This window comes from Mesorhizobium sp. CA5 (assembly GCF_020165105.1).
Taxonomy (GTDB): Bacteria; Pseudomonadota; Alphaproteobacteria; order Rhizobiales; family Rhizobiaceae; genus Mesorhizobium.
In genome coordinates this window covers 194,077-207,233 of record NZ_JAIUHJ010000004.1, presented here as the reverse complement: position 1 = coordinate 207,233, position 13,157 = coordinate 194,077, and the positions used below count along the sequence as shown (strand labels likewise).

At 63.4% G+C, this 13,157-nt stretch carries 11 protein-coding genes; 4 read left to right on the top strand and 7 right to left on the bottom strand.

Annotated elements, in window-relative coordinates; genetic code table 11:
* The first annotated feature begins 16 nt into the window (after positions 1-16).
* Complete coding sequence (locus LB529_RS07600; RefSeq protein WP_224710714.1) at positions 17-1,126, top strand: Gfo/Idh/MocA family protein; 1,110 nt, start codon at positions 17-19, stop codon at positions 1,124-1,126.
* Positions 1,127-1,195: 69 nt separating this feature from the next.
* Here the strand turns inward: LB529_RS07600 and LB529_RS07595 are convergent, their stop codons facing one another.
* The 7 genes from LB529_RS07595 to iolE form a co-directional block, all read right to left on the bottom strand.
* On the bottom strand, positions 1,196-2,134 hold the full coding sequence (locus LB529_RS07595; RefSeq protein ID WP_224710713.1) for a sugar phosphate isomerase/epimerase family protein: 939 nt from the start codon (positions 2,132-2,134) through the stop codon (positions 1,196-1,198).
* 32 nt (positions 2,135-2,166) lie between these two features.
* Positions 2,167-3,159 carry an inositol 2-dehydrogenase gene (gene iolG / locus LB529_RS07590; RefSeq protein ID WP_224710712.1) on the bottom strand — a complete coding sequence of 331 codons (993 nt, stop codon included), beginning with the start codon at positions 3,157-3,159 and terminating at the stop codon, positions 2,167-2,169.
* Positions 3,160-3,222: 63 nt separating this feature from the next.
* Entirely contained in the window at positions 3,223-4,041 is an 819-nt protein-coding gene (locus LB529_RS07585; RefSeq protein WP_224710711.1) for a carbohydrate ABC transporter permease, read from the bottom strand.
* Positions 4,038-4,931 carry a carbohydrate ABC transporter permease gene (locus LB529_RS07580; protein ID WP_176477056.1) on the bottom strand — a complete coding sequence of 298 codons (894 nt, stop codon included), beginning with the start codon at positions 4,929-4,931 and terminating at the stop codon, positions 4,038-4,040. Before LB529_RS07580 ends, LB529_RS07585 begins: the two co-directional genes overlap by 4 nt.
* A gap of 11 nt (positions 4,932-4,942) precedes the next feature.
* Positions 4,943-6,256: an extracellular solute-binding protein gene (locus LB529_RS07575; protein WP_224551448.1), complete on the bottom strand. Its 1,314-nt coding sequence runs from the start codon at positions 6,254-6,256 to the stop codon at positions 4,943-4,945.
* Complete coding sequence (locus LB529_RS07570) at positions 6,253-7,350, bottom strand: ABC transporter ATP-binding protein (RefSeq protein WP_224710710.1); 1,098 nt, start codon at positions 7,348-7,350, stop codon at positions 6,253-6,255. Before LB529_RS07570 ends, LB529_RS07575 begins: the two co-directional genes overlap by 4 nt.
* Before the next feature lie 27 nt (positions 7,351-7,377).
* The gene (gene iolE / locus LB529_RS07565; RefSeq protein ID WP_224710709.1) at positions 7,378-8,289 is read right to left on the bottom strand and encodes a myo-inosose-2 dehydratase; all 912 of its coding nucleotides are present in this window, start codon (positions 8,287-8,289) and stop codon (positions 7,378-7,380) included.
* A 536-nt stretch (positions 8,290-8,825) separates the two neighbouring features.
* On the opposite strand from iolE, the gene LB529_RS07560 reads away from it, so the two are divergent.
* The 3 genes from LB529_RS07560 to LB529_RS07550 all read left to right on the top strand — a co-directional run bounded on the left by LB529_RS07560 (position 8,826) and on the right by LB529_RS07550 (position 13,124).
* Positions 8,826-10,298 carry a PLP-dependent aminotransferase family protein gene (locus LB529_RS07560; protein ID WP_224710708.1) on the top strand — a complete coding sequence of 491 codons (1,473 nt, stop codon included), beginning with the start codon at positions 8,826-8,828 and terminating at the stop codon, positions 10,296-10,298.
* A 203-nt stretch (positions 10,299-10,501) separates the two neighbouring features.
* Complete coding sequence (locus tag LB529_RS07555; RefSeq protein WP_224609683.1) at positions 10,502-11,428, top strand: ArsR/SmtB family transcription factor; 927 nt, start codon at positions 10,502-10,504, stop codon at positions 11,426-11,428.
* Between the two features lie 184 nt (positions 11,429-11,612).
* Positions 11,613-13,124 carry an alpha-N-arabinofuranosidase gene (locus LB529_RS07550; protein WP_224710707.1) on the top strand — a complete coding sequence of 504 codons (1,512 nt, stop codon included), beginning with the start codon at positions 11,613-11,615 and terminating at the stop codon, positions 13,122-13,124.
* Positions 13,125-13,157: the final 33 nt, after the last annotated feature.

Here is a 13,157-nt window from a genome sequence, read left to right as displayed (position 1 = left end):
CCTGGAGACAATCGACATGGTCGGAGTGGGCCTCATCGGCACTGGCTTCATGGGCAAGTGCCACGCCATCGCCTGGAACGCGGTGGGCACCGTCTTTCCCGATGTCGACAAGCCGAAACTGGTGCATCTGGGCGAGGTGAATGACGAGCTTGCCAAACGCAAAGCTGCCGAGTTCGGCTTCGCAAAAGGCTCCGGCGACTGGCGCGCCGTGGTCGAGGATCCGGACGTCGAAATCGTCTCGCTGACCACGCCAAACCAGTTCCACCCGGAAATGGCGATCGCCATCCTCGAAGCCGGCAAGCATCTGTGGTGCGAGAAGCCGATGGCGCCGAGTTTCGCCGAGGCCGAGGCGATGACGAAGGCCGCGAGGACATCCGGCAAGGTCGCCGTGCTCGGCTACAACTACATCCAGAACCCCGCCATCCGCCATATCGGCGCGCTGCTCGAGGAAAAGATCATCGGCGACGTCAACCTCGTGCGCATCGAGATGGACGAGGATTTCATGGCCGATCCGGAGGCGCTGTTCTTCTGGAAACACGAGGCTTCTTCCGGCTATGGCGCGCTCGACGATTTCGCCGTGCATCCGCTGTCGCTGATCAAGGCGCTGTTCGGCCGTGTCTCGCGCGTCATGTGCGACATGGTCAAACCCTATGCCGACCGCAGAACCGCTTCCGGCGCCCGCCGCGCGGTCGAGACCTATGACATCGCCAGCGTCTTGATGCATCTTGAGAACGGCGTTGCCGGCTCGCTGCTGGTCAACCGCTCGGCCTGGGGCCGCAAGGGCCGCATTGCCATCCAGATCTTCGGCTCGAAGGGCTCGATCCTCTACGACCAGGAGCGGATGAACGAGTTTCAGCTCTACCTCACCGCCGACCGGCCAACCGAGCAGGGCTACCGCACTATCCTGGTGGCGCCGCACCACAAGCCCTACGATTCCTTCCTGCCGGCGCCTGGCCACGGCCTCGGCTTCAACGACCTCAAGATGATCGAATGCCGCGAGCTCCTGATGCGCATCGCTGGTAAGCCGGCCCGCATCATCGACTTCGACGAGGGGCTGGAGATCGAGCGCACCGTGCATGCCATGGCCCGTTCGTTCCAGGAGCAGCGCTGGGTTAATGTGAGATAGGCCTGCCGGCCATCGAGGCCGCCGCAACGGGCGGTGATCACCTACCAATGCAGGACCGGATCTGAGCATTCAGGCCAGGTTGATGGCGACATTGCGCAGCAGCGCCACGGATTTGCGCATGCCTTCCATCGGCGACAGCATCATGTCCTCATGCTCGATCGACAGCACGTCGTCATAGCCGGCCTGCTTCAGCGCGGTGCAGAACTGCCGCCACCAGGTCTCGCCGTGGCCGTAGCCCAGCGTGATGTAATTCCAGGCCCTTTCGGCAAACTGATTTGGCGGGCGCGCATCGAGCGTGCCGTCGACGGCCGCCGGTATCGGTTCGATGCGTGTGTCCTTGGCGTGGACATAGTAGATGGCCGAGCCAAGCTTGCGCACGGCGGCAATGGGATCGGCGCCCATCCACATCGGATGGCTCGGATCGTAGTTGGCGCCGACCGTCTCGCCGACCGCATCGCGCAGCCGGAACAGCGTCTGGACATTGTATACGGCCTGATGTCCATGCAGTTCCAGGCAAAGCTTCCTGATGCCCAGATTGTTCGCAAATCCGACGAGATCGCGCCAATACGGGACGATGCAATCGTCCCACTGGTAGCGCTGGATGTCGGCGCATTCGGGCGGCCAGTCGGTGATGATCCAGTTGGGATTGGTGTCGCCGGGTCCGCCCGGCAGCCCGGACATCATCACCACCCGGTCGATGCCCATCAGGCTCGCCAGCCGGATTGTGTCCTCGGTCACTTGGCGATGCTGCTTGCCCTGCGGTCCCGGATGCAGCGGGTTGCCGGAGCAGTTAAGCGCCGCGATCGTCAGCCCATGGTCGCGAACCTTGGCGACGAATTCGGTTCGGATCGCGGCACTGTCCAGCATCGCCGCAAGGTCGATATGCGGCGCGGACGACCAGTTGCCACAGGCGAACTCCAGCGTCTCCAGCCCGAGATCGGCCGAGGCGCGCAGCATCTCGTCGAAGGACAGGTTGCCGAGGCTGTCCGTGATCATGCCAATCTTCATTTCGGACTCCCGCTTGCCTTCACACCATCCGCTTAGAGTTTCACCGGTTCGAACCTGCCGGACCGAGCCGACGCAAGCGCCGCCTCGCAAAGGATCATGGCCTTGCGCCCATCGCTGGCCGTGACCGCCGGACTCCTGCCCGTCTCGACGCAGGTGATGAAGTGATCGATCTCGGCGGCGTAGGACTCGGCATAGCGTTCGACGAAGAAGTAATAGGGCTTGTCGCGCGATATGCCTTTGCCGCCGTACATTTCCACAGAGGTCGGCAGCCGGTTGCCGGCCTGCAGCATGCCGTCGGCGCCGTGCACCTCGATGCGCTGGTCATAGCCATAGGCGGCCCTGACGCTGTTGTTGATATGACACTGCCGGCCGGATGCCGTTCGCAGGATGAACATCGCCGTGTCGTAATCGCCGAGCTTCCTGTATTGCGGCGCAACAAGCGAGGAGCCGGTCGCGAAGAGCTCCACAGGCTCTTCGCCAAGCATGTTCCGCGCCATATCGAAATCGTGGATGGTCATCTCGCGAAAGACGCCGCCGCCTCCGGCCAGCGCTTCCTCGGTCTCCGGTTCGGGATCGCGGCTGGTGATGATGACCTGCTCGATGGCGCCGATTTCGCCGCCGTCGAGGCGCTCCTTCAGCGCCCGGAAGCTCGGATCGAAGCGGCGGTTGAAGCCGATCTGGAACGGCACGCCGGCTTTCGCGACCAGGGCCAGGCACTCGTCGGTGCGCTTGAGGTCAAGATCGATCGGCTTCTCGCAGAAGATCGCCTTGCCATGCGCGGCGGCCGCCATGGCAAGCTCCGCGTGCGTGCGCGTGGCCGAGGCGATGAACACCATTTTCACTGCCGGATCGTTCATAACGGTCTCGGTATCTACGATCTCGGCGCCGGTTACGGCGGCGACCTTCTCGGCCGCCTCGCGATTGGGATCGACGACGTAGCGCAGCCGCACCTTCGGGTGGCGCGCGAGATTGCTCGCATGCACGCGGCCGATCAGCCCCACCCCGAACAGACAAACATCCATCATGCGTTCGACTTTCTCATCAGGCCGCTCCAGCGCTGCCCGCCGGTTCGTGTATCCGAGCGGCAATCATTTCACCGCGCCCATGGTCAGCCCGCGCACCAGATGCCGCTGCACCAGGAGTGCGAAGAAGACGATCGGCAACGCGCCGATGACGCCGGCGGCCGCCATCGAGGCCCAGTCGGTATCGATGCGCCCGATGAGTGTGGCGGTGCCGCGCGGCATGGTCATCGCCCGCGGCGTCGCGGTCAGCGCCAGCGCGAAAAGGAATTCGTTGAAGGTGACCAGCACGGCGAAGATCGCGGTGGCCGCGAGCCCCGGTGCCGCCAATGGCAGCGTGATGCGGCGGAAGGCGCCGAAGCGTGAATCGCCGTCCACCATCGCCGCCTCCTCGAGGTCAACCGGGATCTCGCGGAAGAAGCTCTCCATCATCCAGACGCAGAAGGTGACGTTGAAGGCGGTGTAGGTGGCGATCAGTCCGAGCCAGCTGTCGAGCAGCCCGAGGCTCAGCATCAAGAGATAGACGGGTATCAGGATCACCACCGGCGGGATGATGCGCAGTGTCAGGAGGAAGAGCCCGATCTTGCGCTCCGCGGCGAATGGCAGGCGGAACCTCGCGATCGCGTAGGCGCCCATCGCGCCGAAGACCAGCGCTATCGCGACCGAGAAGAAGGTGACCACCACCGAGTTCGTCAGGTAGGAGCCGAACTGCTTTTCGGTGAACAGCCTGACGTAATTGTCGAGCGTCGGCACATGCGGATAGAGCGTGCCTTCCTGCGTGATCTCGCGGTTGGACTTGAGCGAGGTGGACACCAGCCAGTAGATCGGCAGCAGCACCACTGCCAGCAAGAAAATGGTGGTGAGGATGCGCGCCAGGCGGGTGCTCATGACGCGTCGATCCTGCGCAGGAGCCTGATGGCGCTGAAGGCGAGCGCAAGCACGACGAGGCCGATCGTCACGAACAGCGCCGCCGCGTATCCGGTCTGCTGGAATTTGAAAGCGGTGTCGTAGCCATAGATCGAGATCAGCCTCGTCGCTTCGCCCGGCCCGCCCCGGGTCAGCACGAAAACCTGGTCGAAGGTGCCGAAGGCATCGATGGTGCGGAGCACGATGGCGACCGCCAGCACCGGCCGCATCATCGGGAAGGTGAGATCGGCGAAGACGCGCCAGGACCCGGCGCCGTCGACGCGCGCCGCCTCGAACGGCTCGTGCGGCAGCGACTGCAGGCCGGCGAGCAGGATCAGGAACATCAGCGGCGTCCATTCCCAGACGTCGAGCACGACAAGGCCGATGAAGGCATTGAGCGGGTTTCCGAGGATCTGGACCCCGCCGCCGCCCATGGCCTCTGACAGCGCCGTCAGCATGCCGGCGTCGCTGGCGTAGATCAGCCTGAACAGGATGGCGACAACGACCGGCGTGATCACCATGGGAATGATCAGCACCGTCCTGAGCAGCCGAATGCCGCGGAATTCGTGCAGGCAGAACAAGGCAAGCGCGAAGCCCAGCACGGCCTCGATCGAAACCGACAGCGCCACGAACTTGACCGTGACCCACAGCGAATTCAGGAACTGCGCGTCGCTCCAAAGCTGCACATAGTTCCGGAAGCCGACATGGGAGACCGGCGAGCCGTAGCGGTAAGCCCTGGTGCTGGCGCGCAGCCCGTCCCAGAGCGGGTAGACGAGCACGCCGAGCACGATCGTCAGGCCCGGCGCCAGCATGAGATAGGGGAGGGCGAGGTCGAGCCCCGCCCCCTGCAGGCGATATTTGCGTGCCTGCATGCCGGTTTGCATCAGTAGTACCCGGCCGTGGTCAGATAGTCCTTGACCTGCTTGGCCGCCGTGTCCAGGGCCGCACCGCCGCCGGAGCCGGCCTGCAAAGCCTTGTTGAGCTCGATGCCGAGCAGTTCCTCGACCTTCGCCCAGTCGGGGGTGCGCGGCCGCGGCAGCGCGCCGGCGTCGAGTTGCTGCAGGGCGACCGGTATCAGTCGGTTGCCGGGCTTGGCGATGCCGAAGGCGCTGCGCTTGACGGGAATAGAGCCCGCTTCCGAGAGCTTGGCCTGTGTTTCGGCGCTGACATACCACTTCAGGAATTCGATCGAATTCGCCTTGTTGGGCGCCGATTTCGGCACGCCGGCGATGAATATGCCCATCTGGGCGATCGCCTTTTCCTGCTTCGGCACAACGCCGAAATCGAGCTTGCCGGCCACCTTGGTCTGGGCGGGGTCGTCCGCCTTCAATGCGTTGCCCGAATATTGGATGATCGCCCCTGCCTCCCCGCCGAGGATCGCCGCGCCCTCTTGGTCGGAGTCGAACTCGACCACGCCGCTCGGCGCGTTCTGCTTCATCGTGCCGACGAAGAAATCGGCCGAGGCCTTGCCTTCGGCCGAATTGAAGATCGGGTTCCACTTGTCGTCGAAGAAGGAGCCGCCGAACGACAGGAAGACCGGATACCAGCTGGTGACGATCGGGTTGCCGGAAACGCCGCGGAAGACGACCGGGTATTTGATCTTGCCGGCCGCGACGCCTTCCTTGCCCTTGGCGATCACCTCGTCCCAGGTCTTGGGCGCACCGCCGGTGAAGACGTCGTTGCGATAGGTCAGCGTCTGCAGGTCGCCGACGAAGGGCACGCAGATCAACGTCGGCTTGGCGTTCTCGAAGCCCTTGACGCGCGGCCCCTTCTGCGGCGGCCAATAGCCCATGTCGATCATCGCGCCGATCCAGTCCTTGTCCGACCCATCGATGCCTCCGGCGCCAAGATCCTCGAGCACGTTGGCGGCGCCGAACTGCGGCACCCATGGGTCGTCGAGCAGGTAAAGGTCATACTGGCCGGCGCCGCTCTGGGCGTCGGCGAACCACTTCTCGAGCGTCACCCCGTATTCGTCCTCGAGGAACTGGATGTCGAAGCCCTGCTCCTTGGCCAGCGGGATGATCTTTTCCTTGAACGGCGTCAGGCCGCCATCGGCGAAGGCGCCGATGATCACCTTCTTTCCGGCGGCGCGGGCAGGCATCGGCAGGCCAAGCGTGGTGAGGGCGGTGGTCGCCAAAGCCAGCCCAAGCCCACCCTTGATGACGGAGCGGCGAGTAAGTCTGCTGGAATGCATCATGTCACTCTCCCATTGTTGTTGACCCTGTGGACGGCTGTCAGGCCGTCCGAATTGAAGAAACAGGCGTTCGCCGGGTCGAAGGCGACGCCGATGCTTTCACCCACCACGCCCCTGAAATCGCGGCCGGCCCGGACCGAGACGTTGCCGCCTTCGAGGCGGACATTGACCAGCGTCTCGTTGCCCATCGGTTCGACGACGTAGATTTCGCCGGGCAGGGCATCGGGTGTGCCGACGCCGGCAGCGCTGCAGTCCTCCGGCCGGAGGCCGATTTCGGCGACGGAGGAGGCGCGGCAGGCAGCAAGCCGCGCGGCGTCCAGTGGGACGACCTTGCCGGCCACGATGATGCCTTGCTCGCAAAGCGCTGCCGGCAGAATGTTCATCGGCGGGTTGCCGACGAAGGTGGCGACGAAGCGGTTCGCCGGGCGGTCGTAGATCTCGATGGGCGGCGCCATCTGCTGCAACTCGCCGCCATGCATGACGGCGACGAAGTCGGCCATCGTCAGGGCTTCGACCTGGTCGTGGGTGACATAGATGGTGGTGGCGCTGAGGCGCTGGCAGAGCCGCTTGATCTCGCCGCGCATGGTGAGCCGCAGTCTTGCGTCGAGATTGGACAGCGGCTCGTCCATCAGGAAGGCCGCCGGGTCGCGCACGATGGCGCGGGCCAGCGCGACGCGCTGGCGTTGTCCGCCCGAGAGCTGGCGCGGACGGCGGTCGAGCAGATGGCCGATCTCGAGCACGGCGGCGACCTCGCCGATCTTGGCCTTTCGCCCGGCTTCGGGCGTGCCGCGTATCCACAGCGGATAGCCGATATTTTCGGCGACCGTCATCTGCGGATAAAGCGCGTAGCTCTGGAAGACCATGGCGATGTCGCGGTCGCGCGGCTGCAGCCGGGTGACGTCGCGTTCGCCGATAAAGACCTTGCCGGCGGTCGGCATGTCGAGCCCAGCCAGGATGCGCAGCGCCGTCGTCTTGCCGCAGCCCGACGGGCCGAGCAGGGCGAGGAATTTGTGGTCCGGCACCGCGAGGTCGAGCGATCGCAGCACGTTGAGCGCGCCGAAGCTCTTGACCACCTTCTGGTACAGAACCGAGCTCATTTCCCTCCCCGGCGCCTCATGCTTTCTTCAGGCCTTGCGCTCGTGGACGTAGAAACCCGCGCCCTCGGCCAGCCTCTTCAGATTCCGATACCCCATCGTCGCGTAGGTCAAGGGATGCGCCTTGGCCGGGTCCTGCTCGGCCTCGACCACCAGCCAGCCGGAATAGCCGTGGTCGGCCAGGATCTTTAAGAGCGTCGGATAGTCGATCGCGCCGTCGCCCGGCACGGTGAAGATGCCGTCCATCACCGCGCCCATGAAGCTCATGTCGGCCTCACGCGCCTTCTTTAAGATGGCCGGGCGCACATCCTTGCAATGGACATGCACGACGCGCTCCACGTGCCGGCGCAGCAACTGCTCCGGGTCGCCGCCCGAAAAGGCGCAGTGCCCGGTATCGTAAAGCAGGCTGACCGCCTCGCCGGTGCTGTGCATCAGCCTGTCAATCTCCGCGTCGGTCTCGACGATCGTGCCCATGTGATGGTGGAAGGCCATGCCGACGCCGAAATCGGAAAAGCGCTCGGCGAGCCGGGTGATCTTGGCGCCATAGGCCTTCCATTCCCCGTCCATCAGCTTCGGCCGCTGCGAGATCGGGTCGTGGATGGCGCCATGCCGGCCGCGCGAGGTGTCGGCATAGACGACGCGCCTGGCGCCGAGGTCGCGAAGCAGCGTCAGATGCGGCCGGATCGCCTCGAATTCCTGGTCCACCTCCTTCTCGCAGATGCGCCCGTCATACCAGCCGGAGACCAGCGCCAGCCCGTAATGGTCGAGGATGGGCCTCAGCGCACGGCTCTCGCGCGGGAACTTGCCGCCAAGCTCGGTGCCGGCATAGCCGGCCTCCGCGGTCTCGCTGAGGCAGGTCTCGAGCGGCGTGTCACCACCCAGTTCCGGCACGTCGTCATTGGTCCAGGTGATCGGGTTGATGCCAAGTCGAACTGTCGTCATTGCTCGCTTTCCGCCCCGCAGCCATGATGGCTGCGGGGTGTCCTGTCTCGGGAGGAGATGGCTGCGGTTGCCGGCGGCGGGGCGAAACCCTGCCGTTTCGTTCGGCAAGACGCCCTCCCAGCGCCGCGCCTCAGATGTTTTGTCGGCGTCTTACCCCAACGTCATTGAGCGAAGTCTACGCCGCTCTGTCTCCATCGCGAGGGCCAGTTTTCTGGAAAATAAAGGAACCAGTTTGTGCGGAGAGGCGGGTGTGGCAGGATGGGTAGATGGGCTACCTCGAAATCATTGATCGTCGGCGCGAGGCCCCCCTCTCTGGCCTGCCGGCCATCTCCCCCTCAAGGGGGGAGATCGGATGTCGCGCCGGCTTTCGCCAATCGCCGACGTCGCAAAGAAAAGCGAGACGCCTGAACTGCCAATCTCCCCCCTTGAGGGGGAGATGTCCGGCAGGACAGAGAGGGGGGCGAAGGAACTCGACCTTGCAGCACAAGCGTGTCGCGGCACGCCATTGCCATTGCATCCATGGGTGGGGATAAACGATGCGCTCCCACCCCAAACCCCAGGCGTTCCCGCTCGACATGCTGGCCGTCAACCGCTCGAGCCCCGAGCATCTGTCGCGCCAGCTCTATCACGGCCTCGTCGCCATTATCCGCAACCGCACGCTTCCCCCCGGCTCGGAGCTTCCTTCCACCCGCGCTCTGGCCGCCGAACTCGGCCTTGGCCGCAACACCATCGTCGCCGCATATGACCAACTCGTCACCGAGGGCTATCTCGCCAATCGCCAGGGCGCGCGCCCGGTCATCGTCGATCTGCCCGAAGGCCCGCGCGAAACGCCGGCCGAGGATCCGCCGGTGCCGTTGCGCCAGCCCTCGCTGCGCGGCCAGCAGCTGCTCAGCCAGCCCTATCACCACGGCCGGCCGGGACACGTCGCCTTCCACCCCGGCATGCCGGATGCGCAGAGCTTTCCCTTCGGCGTCTGGGGCCGGCTGGTCGCGCGCCGCGCCAGCCATGGCGGCGAGACGCTGTTCGGCACCTATGACGTCACCGGCCATCCCGCGCTGAAGGAAGCGATCGCCGGCTATCTCTATTCCGCGCGCGGCGTGCGCTGTCGTCCCGAGCAGATCGTCATCACCACCGGCGCGCAGGCCGCCTTCGACCTTCTGGCGCGCCTTTTGCTCGACCCCGGCGACACGGTGTGGATGGAGGAGCCAGGCTATTACGGCGCCAAGGCCGCCTTCACCGTGGCCGGCGCAAGAATCCTGCCGATTGCGGTCGACCAGGAGCGCGGCTGGCGGCTCGATGCTCCAAACTTCTCGCCCCGTCTCATCTATGTGACGCCGGCCTGCCAGCATCCGCTCGGCATCACCATGCGCATGGAGGAGCGGCTGCGCCTGCTCGACATCGCCGAGACCGCGAATGCCTGGGTGATCGAGGACGATTTCGACGGCGAGTACCGCTTTCAAGGGAGGCCCGTGCCGGCGATCCAGAGCATGGACCGCTCCGGCCGCGTCATCTATGTCGGCACCTTCGCCAAGCTGCTGTTCCCGGCGCTGCGCCTCGGCTTCATGGTGCTTCCGCCGGAGCTTGCCGGCCGCATCGTTAATGCGCTCTCCACCACCGGTCAGTTCGCGCCGCTGCTGCTGCAGGCCGCCTTGGCCGACTTCATCACCGAAGGCCATATGAGCCGGCATCTGAAGCGCATGCGCCGCATCTACGCCCAGCGCCGCCAGCTTTTTCGCGAGATCGTGACCGAGCGCCTGCGCGATGAGATCACGCTGTCCCCCGCCGAAGCCGGCATCCAGGTGGTGGGCTATCTGAGAGAGGGCATCGATGACATCAAGGTCAGCCAGGCCGCAGCAAAAAGGGCGATCAACGTCTCGCCGCTGTCGAAATATTTCCAGAACACGGCCCCAACGCAAGGCCTGGTGCTGGGCTATGCGGCGTGTGATGCCGCGCAGACGCGGGACGGGGTGGAGCGGCTGGCGCAGGCGATCCGCGAGACGCTGGGGTGAGGGTTTCGCGGCGCCGGTAAATGGCGCACCCGACGTCCTGCTTGGCTAGGTCGCACGAGGCGGCAAGCCTGCCGAGGAACAAATGGCCTCTTCGCGGCCGCTCAACCAAAAAGGTGCATGGAGTGCCGCCGCCGCATTGATTGAATCAATTATCCCGATATACAAGCTGATTTCGGGTGCAAATCGCATAGGCTGGCAATCCATTGAGTCGCAATTTTCTGGTGATCGACCCTGAGGAGGGCATGGCCGTCCTTAAGGGCCTTGCCTCTTCGGCGCGCATTTCCATGCTGAGGCTGCTGCATGAGAAGGGGCCGATGAATGTCAACGAAATCGCCTCCGTGCTGTCGCTGCCGCAGTCGACGGTCTCGACCAATATCCAGGTACTTGAGGATGCGGGCCTGATCCGCACCGAGAACCAGAAGGCGAAGAAAGGCAGCCAGAAGATCTGCTATCCCACCGCCGAGGAAGTGCTCGTGGTCTTCAAGAGCGAGTATCGTGCGCTTAAGAACGACGCGATCGAAGTATCGATGCCGATTGGGCTTTACACCGGCTTCGAGGTCACCGCGCCCTGCGGTCTCTGTTCGCCGGACGGGATCATCGGCCTGCTCGATGTGCCCAACACTTTCCTGGATCCGGACCGTATGAAGGCCGGTTTGTTGTGGTTCACGCGCGGCTTTGTCGAATATCAGTTCCCCAACAATGCCAAGCTCGCCAATACCGAGATTACCGAGCTCGAGCTGGTGGTGGAACTGTCCTCGGAAGTTCCGGGCACCAGCGCCGACTGGCCTTCCGACATCACGCTGACGATCAATGGCGTCGACGTCGGCACCTGGACCTCACCTGGCGATTTCGGCGACAAGCGCGGCGTTTTCACGCCCTCCTGGTGGAAGCTCAAGGGCTCGCAATATGGCAAGCTGAAGAACTGGCGGGTTTCCGCTGACGGCACCTATGTCGACGGCGTCAGGATTTCCGAGACCAGTCTCGCCGCCCTCGACCTGAAGGGTCATCATTCAATCCGCGTTCGTATCGGCGTCAAGGACGACGCCGAGCGTCCCGGCGGAATCAATATTTTCGGCAAGGGATTTGGAAATTACGATCAGGACATTCTGCTGAGGATCAAAACCGGTTGATATCGTCAAATCGGGTCTCAAAAATAGTGAAATAATTTCAAATATTTGGCTGCATTTGCGGCTGAGGCTGCCGGTCAATTGTCAGACTTTTGGCGGTTTTTCGCTTGACGAACGGATGCTGTTTCCCTTTGATATCTAATAAGGTGATTTAAATCACTATTTATGATACTCTCGGAGGGAATGCATGAAGGCGGCCGTTACGGCGCATCCGCGTTATATCGTCTCGAAGATCGATCCCAGGCTCTATGGATCCTTCATCGAGCATCTTGGGCGGGCGGTTTACACCGGTATCTATGAGCCCGGCCATGCGACGGCGGATGACAATGGCATGCGTCGCGACGTCATCGATCTCGTCAGGGAGCTCAGAGTTCCGATCGTCCGCTATCCTGGCGGCAATTTCGTATCCGCTTACAATTGGGAAGATGGCGTCGGCCCCAAGGAAGGACGCCCTGTGCGCCTTGACCTTGCCTGGCACACTTCGGAAAGCAATGAAGTCGGCCTGCATGAATTTGCCGACTGGTGCGCCTCGGCGAACACCGAGATGATGCTTGCCGTCAATCTCGGCTCGCGTGGGCTCGATGAAGCCCGCAACCTTCTGGAATACGCCAATCATCCCGGCGGCAGCGAGTGGAGCGACAAGCGCATCGCCAACGGCCGCAAGGAGCCCTTTGACGTCAAGCTCTGGTGTCTTGGCAACGAGATGGACGGCCCCTGGCAGATCGGCCACAAGACCGCCGACGAGTATGGCCGCCTGGCCCACGAGACCGCCAAGGCGATGCGTGCCTTCTCCAAGTCGCTCGAGCTCGTGGTCTGCGGCTCGTCAAATGCCAAGATGCCGACATATCCGGAATGGGAAGCGACCGTTCTCGATCATACTTACAACGAGGTGGATTACATCTCGCTGCACATGTATTTCGACAATGAAGCCAACGACGCGCCGAATTATCTAGCCATGAGCGAGAAGCTCGACGCTTACATTGTCTCGGTCGCCGGCGTCATCGATTATATCAAGGCCAAGAAGCGCTCCAAGAAGCAGGTCTACATCTCGTTCGACGAATGGAACGTCTGGTACCATTCCAAGGAGCAGGACAAGAAGATCCTTGGCGGCAATGAGGGTTGGCCCTTCGCCCCGCCATTGCTCGAAGACATCTACAATTTCGAGGACGTGCTGCAGGTCGGCCTGATCCTCAACACCTTCATCCGTCGTTCCGACGTGGTCAAGATCGCGTGCCTGGCGCAACTGGTCAACGTCATCGCGCCGATCATGACCGTTCCCAACGGCCCGGCATGGCGGCAGACGATCTTCTATCCTTATCTCTATGCCTCGATCTACGGCCGCGGTAATGCGCTGGATCTCAAGGTGGAAAGTCCGACCTACAGCTCCACCGTTGCCGGTGACGTTTCCTATGTCGATGTCGCCGGCGTGCATGACACGGAAACCGGACATGTCACCTTCTTTGCCATCAACCGCCATTCGAGCGAGGAAATCGAAACCGCGATCGACATAGCGGGCTTCGGCGCGGCTGAGATCGTCGACCATGAGCTGATGGCGCATGCTGATCTGAAAGCCGTCAATTCGGCGCAGAACCCAAGCAATGTCAGTCCCAGGAAGGGGACCGGCGCGTCGCTGGTGGGCGGCAAGCTGAGCCTGCCGCTGCCGCCCTATTCCTACCAGATGGTCCGCCTGAAGCTCTGACTTCAGGCGCATCGTCGTGCATGGGCTGAGGAG

Coding starts and splice junctions, on each gene's coding strand:
- iolG (WP_224710712.1), bottom strand. CDS start 3,159: ATGATGGATGTTTGTCTGTTCGGGGTGGGGCTGATCGGCCGCGTGCAT.
- LB529_RS07560 (WP_224710708.1), top strand. CDS start 8,826: ATGCGCTCCCACCCCAAACCCCAGGCGTTCCCGCTCGACATGCTGGCC.
- LB529_RS07550 (WP_224710707.1), top strand. CDS start 11,613: ATGAAGGCGGCCGTTACGGCGCATCCGCGTTATATCGTCTCGAAGATC.
- LB529_RS07575 (WP_224551448.1), bottom strand. CDS start 6,256: ATGATGCATTCCAGCAGACTTACTCGCCGCTCCGTCATCAAGGGTGGG.
- iolE (WP_224710709.1), bottom strand. CDS start 8,289: ATGACGACAGTTCGACTTGGCATCAACCCGATCACCTGGACCAATGAC.
- LB529_RS07585 (WP_224710711.1), bottom strand. CDS start 4,041: ATGAGCACCCGCCTGGCGCGCATCCTCACCACCATTTTCTTGCTGGCA.
- LB529_RS07570 (WP_224710710.1), bottom strand. CDS start 7,350: ATGAGCTCGGTTCTGTACCAGAAGGTGGTCAAGAGCTTCGGCGCGCTC.
- LB529_RS07595 (WP_224710713.1), bottom strand. CDS start 2,134: ATGAAGATTGGCATGATCACGGACAGCCTCGGCAACCTGTCCTTCGAC.
- LB529_RS07600 (WP_224710714.1), top strand. CDS start 17: ATGGTCGGAGTGGGCCTCATCGGCACTGGCTTCATGGGCAAGTGCCAC.
- LB529_RS07580 (WP_176477056.1), bottom strand. CDS start 4,931: ATGCAGGCACGCAAATATCGCCTGCAGGGGGCGGGGCTCGACCTCGCC.